19 protein-coding genes are annotated in these 18253 nt (G+C 36.6%); 6 read left to right on the top strand and 13 right to left on the bottom strand.

The genetic code is table 11. The features are described from left to right. The 5 genes from pstC to ACRX5O_RS02080 all read right to left on the bottom strand — a co-directional run bounded on the left by pstC (position 1) and on the right by ACRX5O_RS02080 (position 6295). Positions 1–972, bottom strand: coding sequence for a phosphate ABC transporter permease subunit PstC (pstC, locus tag ACRX5O_RS02100; RefSeq protein ID WP_433904407.1), 972 nt, complete (start codon positions 970–972; stop codon positions 1–3). 127 nt (positions 973–1099) lie between these two features. Beyond that, positions 1100–2074 carry a PstS family phosphate ABC transporter substrate-binding protein gene (locus ACRX5O_RS02095; protein ID WP_433904406.1) on the bottom strand — a complete coding sequence of 325 codons (975 nt, stop codon included), beginning with the start codon at positions 2072–2074 and terminating at the stop codon, positions 1100–1102. A gap of 151 nt (positions 2075–2225) precedes the next feature. Continuing rightward, the gene (locus ACRX5O_RS02090; protein ID WP_433904405.1) at positions 2226–4310 is read right to left on the bottom strand and encodes a peptidoglycan D,D-transpeptidase FtsI family protein; all 2085 of its coding nucleotides are present in this window, start codon (positions 4308–4310) and stop codon (positions 2226–2228) included. 55 nt (positions 4311–4365) lie between these two features. Beyond that, positions 4366–5577 carry an MFS transporter gene (locus ACRX5O_RS02085; RefSeq protein WP_433904404.1) on the bottom strand — a complete coding sequence of 404 codons (1212 nt, stop codon included), beginning with the start codon at positions 5575–5577 and terminating at the stop codon, positions 4366–4368. Positions 5578–5686: 109 nt separating this feature from the next. Continuing rightward, the gene (locus ACRX5O_RS02080) at positions 5687–6295 is read right to left on the bottom strand and encodes a superoxide dismutase (protein ID WP_433904403.1); all 609 of its coding nucleotides are present in this window, start codon (positions 6293–6295) and stop codon (positions 5687–5689) included. 373 nt (positions 6296–6668) lie between these two features. Between ACRX5O_RS02080 and ACRX5O_RS02075 the strand changes: the two genes are divergently transcribed. Continuing rightward, the gene (locus ACRX5O_RS02075; protein WP_433904402.1) at positions 6669–7364 is read left to right on the top strand and encodes a Crp/Fnr family transcriptional regulator; all 696 of its coding nucleotides are present in this window, start codon (positions 6669–6671) and stop codon (positions 7362–7364) included. A 37-nt stretch (positions 7365–7401) separates the two neighbouring features. On the opposite strand, the gene ACRX5O_RS02070 is transcribed toward ACRX5O_RS02075, so the two are convergent. After that, a complete protein-coding gene (locus tag ACRX5O_RS02070; protein ID WP_433904401.1) occupies positions 7402–7884 on the bottom strand; it encodes a DUF456 domain-containing protein in 483 nt (160 codons plus the stop codon). Between the two features lie 44 nt (positions 7885–7928). Beyond that, positions 7929–9542 (bottom strand): Na/Pi cotransporter family protein, encoded by a 1614-nt coding sequence (locus ACRX5O_RS02065; protein ID WP_433904747.1) that lies wholly within the window; start codon positions 9540–9542, stop codon positions 7929–7931. Positions 9543–9811: 269 nt separating this feature from the next. On the opposite strand from ACRX5O_RS02065, the gene ACRX5O_RS02060 reads away from it, so the two are divergent. The 3 genes from ACRX5O_RS02060 (at position 9812) to ispG (ending at position 12263) form a co-directional block, all read left to right on the top strand. Beyond that, on the top strand, positions 9812–10582 hold the full coding sequence (locus ACRX5O_RS02060; protein WP_433904400.1) for a DUF1189 domain-containing protein: 771 nt from the start codon (positions 9812–9814) through the stop codon (positions 10580–10582). Between the two features lie 100 nt (positions 10583–10682). Then, entirely contained in the window at positions 10683–11039 is a 357-nt protein-coding gene (locus tag ACRX5O_RS02055) for a hypothetical protein (RefSeq protein ID WP_433904399.1), read from the top strand. Positions 11040–11165: 126 nt separating this feature from the next. Further along, complete coding sequence (gene ispG / locus ACRX5O_RS02050) at positions 11166–12263, top strand: flavodoxin-dependent (E)-4-hydroxy-3-methylbut-2-enyl-diphosphate synthase (RefSeq protein ID WP_433904746.1); 1098 nt, start codon at positions 11166–11168, stop codon at positions 12261–12263. A 57-nt stretch (positions 12264–12320) separates the two neighbouring features. Here ispG and ACRX5O_RS02045 read toward each other — a convergent pair whose 3' ends face one another. After that, the gene (locus ACRX5O_RS02045; protein WP_433904398.1) at positions 12321–12698 is read right to left on the bottom strand and encodes a hypothetical protein; all 378 of its coding nucleotides are present in this window, start codon (positions 12696–12698) and stop codon (positions 12321–12323) included. 127 nt (positions 12699–12825) lie between these two features. On the opposite strand from ACRX5O_RS02045, the gene ACRX5O_RS02040 reads away from it, so the two are divergent. After that, the gene (locus ACRX5O_RS02040; RefSeq protein ID WP_433904397.1) at positions 12826–13395 is read left to right on the top strand and encodes a hypothetical protein; all 570 of its coding nucleotides are present in this window, start codon (positions 12826–12828) and stop codon (positions 13393–13395) included. A gap of 4 nt (positions 13396–13399) precedes the next feature. On the opposite strand, the gene ACRX5O_RS02035 is transcribed toward ACRX5O_RS02040, so the two are convergent. Genes ACRX5O_RS02035 through ACRX5O_RS02025 form a run of 3 tightly spaced genes read right to left on the bottom strand, consistent with a single transcriptional unit; the run spans position 13400 to position 15449 of the window. Next, positions 13400–13816: a Fur family transcriptional regulator gene (locus ACRX5O_RS02035; RefSeq protein ID WP_433904396.1), complete on the bottom strand. Its 417-nt coding sequence runs from the start codon at positions 13814–13816 to the stop codon at positions 13400–13402. Continuing rightward, the gene (locus tag ACRX5O_RS02030; protein WP_119709152.1) at positions 13813–14664 is read right to left on the bottom strand and encodes a metal ABC transporter permease; all 852 of its coding nucleotides are present in this window, start codon (positions 14662–14664) and stop codon (positions 13813–13815) included. Before ACRX5O_RS02030 ends, ACRX5O_RS02035 begins: the two co-directional genes overlap by 4 nt. After that, positions 14661–15449 (bottom strand): metal ABC transporter ATP-binding protein, encoded by a 789-nt coding sequence (locus tag ACRX5O_RS02025; protein WP_433904395.1) that lies wholly within the window; start codon positions 15447–15449, stop codon positions 14661–14663. The genes ACRX5O_RS02030 and ACRX5O_RS02025 overlap by 4 nt, the downstream gene beginning before the upstream one ends. 151 nt (positions 15450–15600) lie before the next feature. Here ACRX5O_RS02025 and ACRX5O_RS02020 point away from each other — a divergent pair, with 151 nt between their 5' ends. Further along, entirely contained in the window at positions 15601–15855 is a 255-nt protein-coding gene (locus ACRX5O_RS02020) for a DUF2624 domain-containing protein (protein ID WP_433904394.1), read from the top strand. A gap of 39 nt (positions 15856–15894) precedes the next feature. Here ACRX5O_RS02020 and ACRX5O_RS02015 read toward each other — a convergent pair whose 3' ends face one another. Both ACRX5O_RS02015 and ACRX5O_RS02010 read right to left on the bottom strand, forming a co-directional pair. Further along, positions 15895–16791 (bottom strand): deoxyribonuclease IV, encoded by an 897-nt coding sequence (locus ACRX5O_RS02015; RefSeq protein ID WP_433904745.1) that lies wholly within the window; start codon positions 16789–16791, stop codon positions 15895–15897. A 19-nt stretch (positions 16792–16810) separates the two neighbouring features. After that, positions 16811–18121 (bottom strand): DEAD/DEAH box helicase, encoded by a 1311-nt coding sequence (locus tag ACRX5O_RS02010; RefSeq protein ID WP_433904393.1) that lies wholly within the window; start codon positions 18119–18121, stop codon positions 16811–16813. Between the last annotated feature and the right edge of the window lie 132 nt (positions 18122–18253).

Here is an 18253-nt window from a genome sequence, read left to right as displayed (position 1 = left end):
TTAATATTCCTCCCTAAATTTACGAGAGATATATTGGGCAATTAAATTCATAACTAATGTAAAAACAAATAATGTCATTGCCACTGCGTAAAGACTGTAATAAAGGGTGGAACCTGCAGGAGCATCTCCTCCTGTAACTTCTACTATATATGCAGTCATTGTTTGCATGGATTGGGTAATATCAAATGTGAAGACTTTGTTACTTCCACTTGCTATCGTTACAATCATCGTTTCACCAATTGCACGGGATATTCCGAGAACAAATGAAGCAACAATTCCAGATATAGCAGCGGGAACGACTACCTTCCAGGTTACTTCGAATTTTGTCGACCCTAATCCTAAGGCTCCTTCCCTCATTGCATTAGGCACGGAGCTCATTGCGTCTTCTGACAAAGAGGCAACCATTGGGATAATCATAATCCCCATAACTATACCAGGACTGAGGATATTAGTAGGCTCAAGTGTAGGTATTAGCTTTGTTAATAGGGGAGTAACAAATGTAAAAGCAAAGAAACCATATACAATCGTTGGAATACCCGCAAGTATTTCTAACATTGGTTTTAGTAACTTTCTAACTCTATCCGACGCATACTCACTTAAGTACACAGCTGTCATTAATCCAATAGGAATCGCTACTAACATGGCTATGGTCGAAGAAATGATCGTTGCAGTTAGTAATGGCAAAACTCCGAACTGTGCATTTTCCCCTAATGGCTTTAGGACGGTACTAGTAAAGAACTCTACAAAGGATACATCTCTAAAGAAAGCGACTGTCTCGGTTAATAAAGTTAGTACAATACCTATAGTTGTTAAAATAGAAATAATAGCAATTGTGAGTAGTATTTTAGGCATTAACCCCTCTAAAATACTAGCTGTACTAACAGATTGCTTGTTTTTCGCAATCATCTCTCGAACACTTAACGTGTTTGATTCCTTTGTTACATCTTTTTCCAAGGATAAAACCCCTTTCATCCAAACCCTATCATCCTTATCATAAAAAGAATGACTCAATTTATTCTAATTTTAAACAGCTAAGAAGATGAGAATGAACCATCTCATCTTCTTAGTACTTCAGATTAGTATCTGAATACCTTGTTTATTATTTTAATCCTTCAAGAGTGCTGATTGTTGCTTCCACTTCTTCGTCTGTTAATGGAGCGAAACCAGTATTTTTAGCAACATCTTGAGCATTTTCAATTGTGTAAATTGCATAATCTAATACTTGAGGCTTTTCTTTTGCCATATTTACGTTTAAGTAAGTGAACACTGGGCGAGTGAACGGAGAATAAGCAAACTCTTCACCTTCACCAATTGTTTCTAAAGTAGGCTCAACCCCACCGTTACCAAAGTCAACTTTTACAGCTTTTAGCTTATCTTTGTTGTTTTCATAGTAACCGTAACCGAAGAAAGCAATAGCATTTTCTTCTTTAGAAACTAAGTCTACAAGTGTTGAATAGTCTTGCTGTAGGTTCACACCTTCAACTAAGTCTTGCTCTTCAAGAATTTTCTCCCAGAAGAACTCATATGTTCCGTGGTTTTCATTAGGGCCCATCGTCACAATTGGCTCATTAGGGAAATCCGGGCGAATATCTGACCAGTTTTTCTTTTCACCTAAGAAGATTTGTTTTACTTCATCTTGAGTAAGCTCTTCAGCCCAGTCATTATCTTGGTTAATTACAAATGTTAATCCATCTAAAGCAACTTTCATTTCTTGAACTTCAATTCCTAAATCTTCAGCAGTTGCAGCTTCTTCTTCCTTAATTTGACGAGAAGCATCATTGAAGTCTGTACCATCTTCAACTAAAAATTTCTTGAAACCAGCAGAAGTACCAGCACGTCCAACTTCAACTGAAACATTTTCTTGAGCATTTGTCATATATTGTTCAGCCATTTCAACCATGAACGGGTAAACTGTACCTGAACCATCAATTACTACAGATCCTTCTAATTCAGCTGTTTCGCTAGTACCTTCCGTACCTTCAGTAGCTTCATCTTCTCCGCCACCACAAGCAGCAATAATGGACATAACGGCTGCAAGCATTAGAAGTAGGCTGAGTTTCTTGAGATTTTTCATTCGGTAATTCCTCCTAAGAAATAAAGGTTGTTTTATTCTGTCCTACAAGTAATACAATAATACTGAACTGTTAAAGGGGTTTTAATCGATTGTAAAGGTTTTGTAAATTAAGTAGAAATGTGTGTGAACCTGTCGGAATTTGGGCATACTATTATTTTGTTTTCTTTAAATGAAAGTACTCATCTAACACTTTTCTCCCTATTTCCAAATTAGGAGAAGGTCCTTTTTCCCCTGTATATACCCACGGGACAACTACAGCCATCGAAATCTCAGGATTGTTGGAAGGCGCATACGCCACTAGGCTCAAATTCATCACAGCTGGCGGCTCTTTATATAAATTCCTTGATGGCCCATCATAAAAGGCCTGTGCAGTTCCCGTTTTTCCAGCTGGCGAATAGGCAGCACCCTTAAATTCTTTATAAGCCGTTCCTAACGGATGCTGCATGACTTGGCGAAAGCCCTCTTGTACCCTCTTAATATTCGCCTCATTAACATCAATTCGATTTAGTATTTTTGGTTTTATCTCCCTCACGAGTGTCCCAGGAGCATGTATATTTTGAAGATTCGTTTGCCGTATCTCCTTCACCATTCTTGGCTGTAGTCGATTTCCCCCATTTGCGATTGTACTTACATATTGGGCAAGCTGCATGGGTGTGTATGTATCATATTGCCCGATCACTAAATCCAATAAAAACCCAGGCTTTGTGCTTGTTCCTTTAAATCCGATGGTTTCATTGGGAAGATCAATTCCCGTTCTAGTTCCGAGACCAAATTGACCGAAGGAATCACGAACAATATGAAAGGTATTCGGTTCTAGAATTAATGGTTTATCGTATACATAATGACCTTTTCCAATTTTTATTGCGGTATGAAACATATACACATTGGAAGATCTTCTTAGTGCGTATACATCATCTATCGGACCAAAATTCTGCCAAGATTTCTTCACAGGTGTTCCTTTTATTTTCATAGGGGCATCAACTAGTATAGTTCTAGGCTTTATTACTCCCCGTTGGTAACCTGTCAAAATCGTTGCACCCTTTACAGTCGAACCAACATTGTAGGAAGTAGTAATATTCCCTAATGAAAAATCTTCTGCTTCATAGTTTCCATCATCATTCTGCACCAATAACTTTCCAGCCATTGTTAAAACTTCACCTGTACGGGGATCCATTAAGACGACAAATGCTCGGTCTAAAAACTCGGTATCCTTGTTTGCCTTCGTTTTCATTAGCACGTCTTCAATTATTTTTTCGACTGCTAGTTGCAATTCCATATCAATACTTAATATAAGGTCATTCCCTTGTTCACCTTCAGATATGGTTTCTGACTCAATGATTTCTCCAGATTTGTTTGTGACCTTCTTAATCTTTGATTTTTGCCCGCTAAGGACGTCCTCGTACTGATATTCAATATAACTTTTACCAACCCGATCATTGCGGTTATACTCTCTTGCAACGTAGTAATCCAGATGATCTCTCGGTATCCCTTCCTTTGTGTCAGTCACTTTTCCAAGGACTGTTTTTAACGTATTGTTAAACTTATACACTCTTTCCCAATCAGTAATCGTTTCTATACCAGGTAAAGATTGCAAGCTTTCACTTACTTCTGCAAACTCTTTATCTGAAACATCTTTATTTTTTATCACTTGCGGAGTAAATTCCGTACTGTTTCTTAATTCCTTCCATATGGATATGATCTCCAAATCATTCTCACTTAATTGTTCGATATCCTTTTGCGTTATTCGTTCTAACGTTAATTGGTAAATCTTTTTATTCCAATCCTGGGTGGTTAGTCCTTTTTTAAAAGTTTTCCTTTCTTTTTCCTGCACCTTGTTTTCTGCTTCATCAGGGAAACGCATCATCCAATACTCTTTTTTGTCTCGATCGGAAATCCTGCTTGAATCCATCGTAATAATTGAAGCTAATCTCTCTGCAACCTGTAACATTTCTTTTGGTCCATGTCCTTGATTTATATAAGCGATTGCCTTTTGAGGGGCATTATCAACAATCATTCTAAAATTTCTATCGTACATGCGACCTCTTGGAACGGGATGATTGATGGTAACATCCTCTGTTCTTTCTATCTCCCTACGATAATCTTCTCCATAGACAATTTGGATAAAGCCAAGGCGAAGTACAAGAATGGAAAAGAGCAAAAACACGAAAAAAAACAGCATATTTAACCGAACAGGTAGCTGCTTTCTCTTCTTTTTTTTCTTCTTTTCCTGATGCATTTCTCCACCTCATTTCAGTGCCCCTCCCAATATTCAATAGGAGAGGCGGTTACTATCAATGAAATTCGATTTTCCTAACAAAAAAATAAATTAGACTATGCCCCGATCCAATCAATAATAAAAGGATTGGGATACTTTCTTTTGGATCAAACAATGATACAGCCATTAAAAAGATAAGAATAGAGACAATTCTTCCCGAATTCAGAAAAATTTCTCTGACCACTATATATTCAATTCTCATTTCTGCAGCATTCCAGCCTTTACCGATTACATCGTAGGTCATCGATAAATATGGTACCAATAGCATCGGATAAGCAATGGCAATGATCGCAGCGTAAATTAAAAGCTTTGTATAAGTGAGGTTAAATACTAATAACAAAATAGCTAAATACAATAGTATACCACCGAGAAGAATGGCTTTTTTTCGATGCTGTTTTTTAATCCAACGTGAAGCAAAATAGTACCCAATAAAGGCAATTCCTGAATTCACCAATCCAAAGGTTCCTAGTGCCAATTCGCTTCCAGTCGTAATAAATACAAATACCGAAATTACAAATACAAACGTTCCTTCTCTAACTCCCTGGACAAAATGAGCGTTCGTAATTTGCCTCCAATTAAAGTTGTTTTTCCTCTCTTCCAAAATCCTTAAAAACATGTATCTTCCATTCGCAGGCCTTCTCTTTAAGAAAAAACTTAGAATAACCGCAACGGAAAATAACCCTAAGGAAGTAGCAAAGATAACGGAATACCCTGTTAATTTCTCTAGTTTTGAAATCACAGTTCCAGCAGCAATAGGACCGATCATTCCTCCAACAGAAGACAGAATTCCTAAAAAGCCGTTAAAGAAATCTCTTGTTTCTGGTTCCGTAATTTCAAAGGTTAACACATTAAAGGCCAGCCAGTAAAAACCATAACCAATCCCTAGTAATCCTCCTAACACAATTAAAAATTGCGAAGCATTGGTTCCTATTGTTAAAACGGTTAGGTAGAAAATAGCTAAAAAAATGACTCCAATACGCAAAACTATTACTCGGTCAATCTTTTTAGCCCATCTGCCTGCTAGGATAAATGTTAAAGGTTGGAGAACAACAACTGAGAGGTTATAAATAGCTAAATCTTTAAAATCACCGGATTGTTTCCACAAATAAATATTTACAAATGTATTGGATAAAGCAACACTTAAGGAATACAGACCTCCGATTAACAAAAGTAGAAGCAAATCCTTTGTCAGATCGATGTCACCAATTAATTTTTTAACTTTACTCATGAATAGAAACTCCCCTTCGTATCTAAGGGTAGTTTTCAACAAGGACACCTTAATTATGTACAAAATAAACAAAAACGACGTGGAATTATCCACGTCGTTTCTTGTTTATTTATTTTGCTTCAGCATATCTCTTTGAAACTTCATCCCAATTTACAACGTTCCAGAAAGTATTGATATAGTCTGGACGACGGTTTTGGAATTTTAAGTAGTAAGCGTGCTCCCAAACATCAAGACCAAGGATTGGTGTTTTCCCTTCCATTAATGGAGAGTCTTGATTTGGTGTGCTTGTCACTTCTAGTTCTCCGTTATTTACCGCAAGCCAAGCCCAACCAGAACCAAAACGAGTTGTAGCAGCTTTTGCGAATTCTTCTTTAAAGCTATCAAGATTTCCAAACTTTGCATTGATTGCATCTAGAAGATCACCAGTAGGTTCTCCTCCCCCATTTGGAGATAAGATCTGCCAGAATAATGTGTGGTTAGCGTGTCCACCACCGTTGTTACGCACTGCTGTGCGAGCAGCTTCTGGTACTGCATCAAGATTAGCAATTACTTCTTCAACTGACTTTGACAGCAATTCTTCATTCCCAGCTAAAGCATTATTCAAGTTCGTTACGTATGTGTTGTGATGTTTTGAGTGGTGAATGTTCATTGTTTCCTTGTCGATATGTGGTTCTAGAGCGTCGTAAGCATAAGGTAATTGCGGTAATTCGAATGCCATGAATAACTCCTCCTATATATGTATAATGATTTTTTCTTTAGAAAAATCCTTTCATTTTTAACATTTGGATATTCCTAAAGTTATTAACTTAAGATTACCAAACTTGGCAACATTGTTCAAATATTAAGCTTAAGCCAACAGATTTACATTACCCTTTCTGGAAAGAAATATTCGCATTACTAGATGGTATTTCCTCCTTTCATCATACCATTTCTGATGTTTCGATAATTTGTCAAAATTGTAAATATTAGCGTCATGTCAATGATTTAAGTCATAGCAGCCGTTTGTTGTTCTTTTTAAAGGACACTACGTTATTGACACTCTTTATGTATTTTTATTAAATCAAAGAGAGGAGAGGAAAGGCGGGTATTACATGAATGAAATAAATGTTTCATTATATAGCTTACTCATACAAGAATTTATAGATAAAGAAAATATACAGAAAGTAAAAGCAGGTACAACCATATTTAATGAAAGAGATTCAGTGAGTCATATTTATATTCTTTTACAGGGAAGTCTGTCTCTTGGAAGAGTTCATATGAGAGGCAAGGAATTTATTATTAAAATTCTTAATGGAGAAGAATTAATCATTGAATATCAATTATTTAAAACAAATCCGATTTATCACTTTTTTGCAAAAACCATTTCAGATTGCGAATTTCTTATAATCAAAAGAGAAGAGTTCGAAAAGTTTGCGATGAGTTCACCTCGCGTCATGAGTGCATTGACTTCTTGGCTTAGCACTAGATATTTAAAAGCTCAAATGAAGTGCCAGGATCTAATTATGAACGGAAAAAAAGGTGGACTTTATAGTATCTTAATTCGACTTTGTAATAGTTACGGAATAATGACTGAAAAGGGAATTTTAATTGACTTACCACTCACCCACCAGGAACTCGCAAGTCTTACGTATGGAACAAGAGAAGTCATACAGCGAATGTTAAAGGAACTTAGGGAACTAGATGTTATATCGTATGATCAACAAAAGTTTACCGTAAAAAATTTAGCCTATTTAAAGCAAGAAGTAGATTGTCAAAACTGCCCACATGAAATATGCGGGTTAAACTAAAAGAGAAAAGGGCTCAAAACCTCTTTTCTCTTCTTTCTTAAAGTACCACTAAGACAAAATATATAATCATAAATAATTGAATAAGCCCTTTTGTAATCACGCTACTAATAAACCCAACTACTGACCCAACACCAACCCGTAAGGACTCACTCAAGCCTCTTTTATTTATAAGAAGTTCTGCAATAACCGCACCAATAAAGGGCCCCAAAATAATCCCTAGTATTGGGATGATAAACGGACCTATTAATAATCCAATCGTACTTCCCCATATCCCTGCTTTTGAGCCACCAAATTTTTTTACACCAAACATATTCGCTAAATAATCTGCGCCAAATAATAAGAGGACAAATAAGCTTTGAATGCTCCAAAATAACCAATTAAAAGGTTCAAAGGAGAATAATAAGCCGTAAACGATAAAACCGCCAACCAAAAATAACATACCTGGAATGATCGGATAAATCAAACCTACAAAAGAAACTAGAAAAAACAATACAATGATAAGCCAATACACTAGTTCCATCTTGTCACCTCTGTACAAAAAAACAAGGGAGGATCCCTTGTTTTTTAAGAATGTCTTACTCCAAGAACTGCTTCTGCAATATTTACAGCATGATCACCAATACGCTCTAGATTGCTAATAATATCAACAAACACAATCCCTGCAGAACCGGAACACTTTCCTTCATTCAAACGAAGTATATGTTGCTTACGAAGAGTTCTTTCCATTTTATCAATTTGGTTTTCTTTTTCAACTACATGACGAGCCGCATCCAAGTCTTTATGATCAAGAGATTGAAGCGCTTCTTGAACAGTCGAAATAGTTAAAGCAAACATTTCTTCTAAATCTTTCATTGCACTCTCTGTAATTTTTACTTTATTTGAATTTTGATATTCAACAAGCTCAACAATATTTTCGAAATGGTCCCCTATTCTCTCAATATCACGAACCGTATCCATTAGCGTTGTATGCTCTTCTGAATCATTTGTTGAGAGAGGGCTTGTAGCTAGTTGCACTAGATAATCGGTAATTTTTCGGTCAAGATTATTTATTGCACTTTCTAACTGATACGCTGATTCTGCATGCTTGTTCTGCTTTGTATTAACAAAATTACTTGTTTCCTCTAACCCTTTAATGGCAAATTGCCCCATTCTTAACACTTCTTCCTTTGCTTGTCCTAAAGCAATAGAAGGAGACTGCTTTATAAAGTTAGGGTCTAAATGCTTCGATTTGTAATCAATCAGAGAGTCATCACCTGGTATTAGTTTGATCACAATAAGTGCAAGTAATCCAATAAACGGAAACTGAATAATTGTATTTGTCGTATTGAAGATACCGTGAGCAAAAGCAATCGTCATTTCTTCATTTAAATTTAAAACACCTTGTAAAGATGTGATAATTTTAGTAAAAGGAATCAATAAAATCATAAAGATGGCTGTACCAATGAGATTAAATAGTACATGTGTGGCAGCCGCTCTTCTTGCTGCAACCGATGCACCAATTGATGCTAAAACAGCTGTTATCGTTGTTCCAATATTATCTCCAAACAATACAGGAAGTGCAGCATCAATATTAATTAGATTTTCGGCATATAGACCTTGTAGTATCCCAATCGTTGCACTAGAACTTTGTACAATAACCGTAAATACCGTTCCAATCACAACACCTAAAATAGGATTAGAACTCATATTAACGGTTAACTCGTGAAATGCCTCTAAGCTTCTTAGCGGCTTCATCCCACCACTCATTAACTCTAATCCATAAAACAATGCACCGAACCCAAAAATAATTTGTCCAATGCTAGTTGTTTTATTGCTTTTAAAGAAGAATATAAGGATTGAACCAAGAGCAATAATTGGAAGCGCATATTCACCAATATCAATACCAATGATAAATGCGGTAACGGTTGTACCGATGTTTGCCCCCATGATGACACCAATTGCTTGTCGTAATGTCATAAAACCAGCACTAACTAACCCAACGGTAATGACCGTAGTACCAGAACTACTTTGGATTAGCACTGTAACAATAATACCTGCTAACACACCCATGAAAGGATTGGTTGTAAATCGATCAAGAATATCTCTTAATTTATCTCCTGCCGACTTTTGCAAGCCATCCCCCATAAACTTGATACCAAACAAGAAAATTCCAAGGCCACCTAAAAACTCAAAAATCATTTGCTGGATGTTTAATTCCAAGTAATTCAACCCCTACACTTTTTTCGACATTATTCTTAAAAACCCCTTAATCATTATGTGTAACGTAAAGAAAAAAGTAAATATTATTATCTTCAAATTTACAATGCCTTAACAAAAGGATAGTAATGTTACAATTATGTTACAAAGCACATCCCTATTTTTTTAACGAATCGTGTTTACTTGGACAACAAAGCCATATCACGATAAAATAATGAAGGATTACATAGAAAGGTGTGTGTCATGCGCTCATGAACATATTTCAGCAATTATTTAAAAGTCTCTACTCTCCTAAAGACATTGCTAAAACCAGATTCCAAGGTATTGGAAAAACCATTCTTTATGTCTTTCTACTAACTCTCGTTTCTGTTATTCCAACCGTTAGCTATGTAAGTTCAGCTATAAATAATGGAATTGAGACAGCCGCCCACACAGTAGATAAGGAGCTTCCTGATTTTTCAATAGAAAATGGTGAGCTCTCAGCAGACCAAGAGGAACCGATCTATATTGAGGATGCAGATTTTACAATCATTTTTGATTCTACTGGTGAAGTTAGTGAGAATGATTTAGAAGGCTATGAGAATGCCTTCGCTCTTCTTCAAAATGAGTTTGTTCTCATTGCAGGAGGAACGCTCGACACTTACGACTATTCAACTTTATCCGACCTAAACATTACGAAGGACAGTATCTTGGAAGTGATCCATTCTGTTGACGGTTTATTGGCAGTTATTATTCCCGTCCTTGCACTTACCATTTATATTTTTTCAAGCGGAATCAAATTTATTGAAATTACCATTCTTGCATTGTTCGGTCTATTTATTAAGAATGTAACCAGTCGTAATCTACCATATCGTCAATTGTGGAGACTATCAGCTTATAGTGTGACTCTCCCTACTATTTTCTTTACGATAATGGAAGCTTTTCAAACGAACGTTCCTAGCGGTTTCCTAATTAATTGGTTTGTTTCTATCATTATGTTGTATTTAACAGTACGAGAAATCCCTCAGAAAGCTAAGCAATAAAAGAAAAACGCGATATTACGCGTTTTTCTTTTTTTATTTGTACTATCAATCTATCTACTGCATATAAATAGAGTAACTCTACTAATAAGGAGAATCGTCCATGAAACGTCTCATCGTTTCTCTACTAGTTACTCTTATTTTGTATATCATATATGTTGACTTAAGCATAGGTACGATACCAAACACAAACAATGAAACGATAGAATCCATTAAAGTAGATTCTAAAGTGAATCATACAGAAGAGACTGTTATTGCATCTTTTAGTAAAACCGTGGAGCAGGGAGAAACTGTTCTTTCGATCATAGAGGCACAAATTGAGGGAGCAGTACCAGTTCCTATAGAAAAAGTAGTAAATGATTTTATTCAATTAAATAAAGGCAAAAAACCAGAGGAGATTCAAGCCGGAAAGTCATACCTATTTCCTGATTACAGCAAGTCCGATAGCAACTCACAATAATGGAGACTTTTTCCCGTTATCAAGATTCTTGTCACCATTAACGTTCATTGTTACAATGTTCAATAGGAAAGTACTAAGATTATTTTAGATCTTTTTTTCAAAAGGAGAGAATCACTGTTGAGTGAAATTATACATCGTACAAAAACTCGTCCCATAAAAGTCGGACCTTTAACTATTGGTGGAAATAATGAGGTTGTTATTCAAAGCATGACTACCACAAAAACTCATGATGTTGAGGCCACGGTTGCTGAAATAAAGAGGCTAGAAGAAGCCGGTTGTCAAATCGTGCGTGTTGCTTGCCCTGATGAAAGAGCAGCTAACGCCATTTCTGAAATTAAAAAAAGAATTAATATTCCTCTAGTGGTAGATATCCACTTTGATTACAAACTAGCTCTAAAAGCCATTGAGGGAGGAGCGGATAAAATCCGTATTAATCCCGGTAATATTGGTCGCCGCGAAAAAGTGGAGGCAGTTGTTAAAGCGGCTAAAGAAAAGGGCATTCCAATCCGAATTGGTGTCAATGCTGGTTCGTTGGAGAAAAGAATATTAGAGAAATATGGGTACCCAACAGCTGATGGGATGGTAGAAAGTGCCTTGCACCATATCAAAATTTTAGAAGACCTCGACTTTCACGATATCATCGTCAGTATGAAGGCATCAGATGTAAATCTTGCTATTGAAGCCTATGATAAAGCGGCAAGAGCGTTCGATTACCCTTTACATCTTGGAATTACTGAATCAGGAACTTTGTTTGCAGGTACTGTAAAAAGTGCAGCAGGTTTGGGAGCGATCTTAAGCAAGGGAATTGGTAACACCGTTCGAATTTCACTTAGTGCTGACCCTGTAGAAGAAGTGAAGGTTGCCCGTGAATTATTAAAATCATTTGGTTTATCTTCAAATGCGGCAACACTTATTTCTTGTCCAACATGTGGAAGAATTGAAATTGACTTAATTTCGATCGCAAATGAGGTAGAGGAGTACATTCAGCAGATTAAAGTACCAATTAAAGTGGCAGTATTGGGCTGTGCGGTAAATGGTCCTGGTGAAGCTAGAGAAGCCGATATTGGAATAGCGGGAGCTCGAGGCGAAGGCCTTTTATTCCGTAAAGGGGAAATTGTCCGCAAAGTTCCTGAAGCGACAATGGTTGAAGAGCTTAAAAAGGAAATCGATCAAATTGCAGCAGAATTTCAAGCAAAACGTGATGAGGAAGCACTGCAATCATAATATGAAGGAAAGAGGCTCTGGCGTAATAGCCGGAGCCTCTTCTTTTATCTGTAGCGGTTAAAAAAATGGTAGTATAAACATACCGACAATGATGGAAATCGCTCCAATCCCGATAGCCCAGCTACCAAGGCCAGTTGCTCCACGTCTTCGGGCGATAAACCCTAATACAATCCCAACTGCTCCAAACAAGATTGGTGCAACAAACAATGAAAGGATAGAAATGATTAAAGCAGCAAACCCTATCCCTGTGCCGCTTTTCATCGTCTGACCAACATTATTTGTTGATCTTTCTCTGTTAAAAGTAGTTGGTGCAGCAATTTCAGCTGAGGTTTCTTCTAAATAATCTGCAGGTTGGTATTTATTTGTTTCACCAACATTGTCGCTCGTACGAAGGTAATCGAATGACCCTTCGTTGTTGCGTTCTTGATCTGCCATATTGATCCCTCGCTTTCCTTTGATAGGAGCAGTATTATTATTTGCTTTTACACAACAATTATGTTGTTAATCATTTCTAATTCGACTATTTTCAATTATGGAATATAACGAAATGGGGAAGTACTACATGAAGAAAAGAACATTAGGATTTGATATTGATGGAACCATTACCTGCCCTGCAGCTATTGTTCCTTTTATAAATGAAGCCTTTCAATTACAATTATCACTCGCAGATTTAACTGACTATGATTTATTAAAAGTAGTGAATGTTCCAGAAAAAGAATTTACCGATTGGTATGAACAAAAAGAGGCAGACATCTTCACTATGTCCCCGTTAGCTATGGGTGCAAAGGAAGTATTATCAGAATGGGGAAAACACCACGAATTAATTTTTATCAGCGCACGTGGAGAAAATGTGTTAGAGGTGACCAAAGAGTGGTTTATTAACCATGGGATCGGCTACGATCATTTAGAGCTTATCGGATCACATGAAAAAGTTGAAGCAGCAAAAAAGTACGGGGTGGAAATATTTTTTGAAGATAAGTATGAAAATGCCATTGAAATTGCTAAAAAATGCCATATACCTGTACTTCTATTTGATACGCCCTATAATCAGGGCTCCCTTCCAAATGAGGTAAAAAGAGTTTTTAGTTGGAAGGAAGCCAATAATTGGGTAGAGAAATGGTTCAATTGTTAAATTTTCAATTAACCGTACATTCTGGGCATCGGCCATAAATTTCAAATTTATGGCCAGAGATATCATAGTCCTTCAAGCTTTCCTGTAAACTATTCATGGGGCAAGTATCAATTTCCTTCGTTTTTCCACAGTCCAAACAAATAAAATGATGGTGATGGTGTTTACTTTCACAAGAATAACGAAAATGTTTTTCACCTGATAATTCAGTCATTTCAAAAATACCTAGATCTACAAATAACGAGAGATTGCGATAAATCGTATCAAAGCTTAACCCAGGATAATGATCCTTCATCTGGTCAAGCACGTCCTTAGCCGTTAAATATTTATTGCTGTTAGCAAAAAGACCAAGCATTTCTTCTCTTTTCCCTGTATGCTTGTAGCCTTTATTTTTTAATAACTCAAGAGCTTCCGTTACATTCATACTCTCACCTCATGTTTCCATTGGAACATTTTCTTTAATAATATAACAAGAATGAGAATCAATACAGCAATAACTACAATCGTTCCACCCGGAGCCAAATCAAGATAATAAGATATGGTTAGCCCACCGAGTACAGAAACTTCTCCGAAAACGATAGAAAGTAGGATTGTTTGTTTAAATCCTTTTGCAACCCGAATACTTGCAGCTACAGGGAGAGTCATGAGAGAAGATACTAGTAAAATTCCAACAATTCTCATCGAAGCTGCAATGACTAATGCAACTAAAACAATGAAAAAGAAATGAAGAGACTTCACCGCTATACCTGAGGCTTTTGCGTGTTCTTCGTCAAATGATAGAAGAAATAATTCCTTATATAAAAGCGTAATAAAAGCTACCACAATCATACTGATGATGATGATAATGATTAAATCTGTTCGGCTAACTGCACTAACACTACCGAATAAATAACTATATAAATCTGTATTAAAACCATCGGCTAATGAAATAAAAATAACACCTAAGCCAATACCACTAGACAATATAATTGGGATAGCCAACTCCTGATAATGTTTATAAACGGTTCTAAGCTTTTCTATAAACAGAGAACCTACTACAGAAAAGGTCATTCCTAAATAGATGGGATTTAATCCCGTAGTGAGCAAAAACCTTTTTTCAAGAAGCAAGCTTGCAGCTATTCCGGCTAAGGTAACATGACTTAAAGCATCGGCTATTAGAGAAAGTCTTCTTACAACAATATAGACACCGAGTAAAGGTGCAATTATTCCAATGATTGCACCTGTAAGAAATGCATTTTGTAAAAATTCGTATTTAAATATCGCTTCAATCACCGGTTTTCCCCTCCGTGATGATGAACATGATGATGGTGATGGTCATGTTGATGCATAAGAACTTGAACATCATGGCCATATAGGTCAGACATATTTTGTTTTTCAAACTCCTCTGTATCACCATGAAAGTGCATATGCTTATTCAAGCAAGCAACATGGGTAACTTTATCTGTAATCGTGCCGATATCATGAGTTACTAAAATTAAAGTAATACCTCGATCTTGATTAAGCTCCGTAAGCATTTCGTAGAAGGTTTGGACATTCTTTGCATCAACACCAACTGTTGGCTCATCTAAGATAAGTAAGTCTGGGTCACTTACTAATGCACGAGCTATAAAAACTCTTTGTTGTTGTCCTCCTGATAACTCACCGATATTGCTTCCTATTTTTTCAGTTAGCCCCACAGAATCAATCGCTGCTCGTATCTTCTCTTTATCCTCTTCCTTATGCCTTTTAAACAATCCCACTTTTTTGGTTAACCCACTTGATACAACTTCGTATACTGTTGCAGGGAATCCCGAGTTAAAGGAATTTGCTTTCTGAGAAACAAAGCCTATTCGATGCCAATCTTTAAACTGCTCAATGGCTGTTCCAAATAATTCGACTTCTCCCTTTTGAAGCTTTAATAAGCCTAAGATTATTTTAAGTAAAGTAGACTTTCCTGACCCATTAGGTCCAACAAGTCCTAAAAATGCTCCGCGAGGAACCGAAAAATGAATATCTTCAAGTACATTTTCCTTTTCGTACTTATATGTCAGTTTATTTACATTTATAATATCTTCCATTTTAACCACCTATTATTATCAGAATCATTCCGATTTACAAAAAGTAGTATACATGAGAAATGAAGAGATGTAAAGGAAGTACTTCCTGCCCTCTTTGTTTACACCTTTTATTTGGTAGCCACATAGATTAACATCAGGGAGTGGTGAATTCGTGAGTATTTTTCATTCAATTGTTAATCACAAAATAAACACAATCACGGCAGAAGAGTTACTGAAATACGCCAAACAATTTGGGGTTGCCATTAGCGTTAATGAGGCGAAAAAAATTGCATCTTATCTTAGGGGACGACATGTAGATATTTTCAATACCTCTGAAAGAGCGAAACTGTTAAAGGAAATTGAACGATTAACGAGCCCTGCGACAGCAAAAGCCGTCAGTCAGTTGGTTACACAATTCACTAAATAATTAAAGAGAGGGCCCATTATTCAATGAGCCTTCTCTTTTCTATGCCATAATATGTTCGAGTAAGTTTTCGTTAAATATCTTTAAAGTTAACATTTCAATCTCTTGTTTGTACGGTGCTTTTTTATTATTCTTATCTTCCCCAACAAACGGTGTTTCAAGGATTTTTGGAATACTCATTAGCTGCGGATGATGCACGATATAAGAAAGCGCATCAAATCCAATCTTTCCATATCCAATATTTTCATGTCTATCTTTTCTTGAACCACGATCATTCTTACTATCGTTTATATGCAGGACCTTTAAGCGATCAATTCCAATGGTTTTATCAAACTCATTAAGAACTCCATCAAAATCCTCAACAATATTATACCCCGCATCATGAATATGACAAGTGTCAAAGCAAATAGAAAGCTTCTCATTATGTTTGACTCCATCGATGATCATCGCTAATTCTTCGAAGCTTTTTCCGCATTCAGATCCTTTTCCAGCCATTGTTTCTAGAGCAATCTGAAGCTGTTCATTTCCTGTTAGAACCTCATTAAGACCCTCAATGATCTTCTTGATTCCAGCCTCTTCCCCTGCTCCTACATGTGCTCCTGGATGCAGAACAATTTGCTTTGCACCGATCGCCTCTGTACGTTCGATTTCTGATTTTAAAAATCTTACCCCAAGGTCAAATGTATCTGGGTTCGTAGTATTTCCAATATTAATAATATATGGAGCATGAACAACAATATCTTCTAGATTGATTCCATTTAGCTCCATATGCTTTTGACCTGCTTCGATATTTAAATCTTCTATTTTCTTTCTTCTAGTATTTTGAGGAGCACCTGTGTAGATCATGAAAGTATTCGCACCATATGAGACCGCTTCTTCACTTGATGCTAGCAACATACTTTTCCCACTCATTGAAACATGTGAACCTAATTTTAGCATTTTCACACTCTCCCACCTGTTATTTCTTTTTCAATCGGTTCTGTCTTTTCTTAATTTTATCCATTTCAAACTGCATCTTCTTCTTATAGCCTGGCTTCACCTTTGCTGGTTTTTTAACAAAAGACTTCGCCAGCTTATCTACCTCATCAGACTGCTTCGTTCTCTTTTTACGTCTGTTGCGATCTTCAAGCTCCGAGAGTTCACCTTTTTTTATATCAATATGCTTAAATTCAATCCCCAGTTTTTCAAGCCTATTTAATGCATCTTCATCAGATGGTTCATAAATAGTGAGAGCTACTCCCGAATTCCCCGCTCTAGCTGTTCTACCGACGCGGTGTACATAAAAATCTAAGTCAGTTGGAAGTTCATAGTTAATCACATGGCTAATCCCTGGAATATCAATACCTCTTGCAGCTAAATCGGTAGCCACAATATATTGAAATTCTAAATCCGTGATTTGCTTCATCATCCGCTTACGTTCACGAGGACTTAAATCCCCATGAATTCTACCAACCTTCAAGCCTTTATGAGTAAGTGCCGTGGCAACTTCCTCGGCTTTTTTCTTTGTATTAGTAAAGACAATCGCTAAATACGGGTTATACAGCTTTAGTGCCTCATACACGAGTGTTGACTTTTCACGATGTCTTGATGGAAGAAGAATATGTTCAATTTTTGCTGCAGTTAACTGCTTCGGTTCGATATGAATGTACTTTGGATTTTCCATATATTTCTTCAGAAATGGTTTTAGCTTTTCTGGAATGGTTGCTGAAAAAACAAGCATTTGAAGCTTTTCTGGCATTCTTGCTCCAATTTGGTCAACATCTTCTAAAAATCCCATATCAAGCATTAAATCCGCTTCATCGACTACATACATGCTTGCCGTATGTACAAAAAGGGCTTGTTCCTTTACTAAATCATTAATACGACCTGGAGTCCCAACAACGATATGTGGTTGAGTTTTTAGTTTCTCAATGGTACGAACTTTGTCTGTGCCACCGATAAAAAGACGACTTGTGATCTCTTCACCCTCATTCGCATGCTCGGTGACCTTTAATACCTCTTGGTATATTTGCGTGGCAAGCTCTCTTGTTGGCGCGGTGATAACAGCTTGTACCTCTTGCTTCATAGGATTAATTTTATGAAGAACTGGTAATACATACGAATGTGTTTTCCCAGTCCCTGTTTGAGATTGTCCAATTGCACTTTCACCTTTTAGTACCGTCGGAATCAATCTTTCTTGAATTTCAGTTGGTTCATAAAATCCAATGGCTTCAATTGCCTTGTTTATAAATGGTTTAAGTTGATACGTTGAAAATTTTGTCTTCGTCATTTTTAAAGCTCCTTCAGTTTTGGTAAGGATGTCCATACCCATCATGTAATTATAATAAAGTTCTTCATAAAGCGCCACCTACAGTTCACTTCCCATATAATTATGTTTTACGAATTACAGTATTTTCAAACC

This window comes from Robertmurraya mesotrionivorans, assembly GCF_050971805.1.
Classification (GTDB): Bacteria; Bacillota; Bacilli; order Bacillales; family Cytobacillaceae; genus Robertmurraya_A.
Note: the sequence above shows the minus strand (reverse complement) of the source record. Positions and strands in the feature narration are given on the sequence as shown.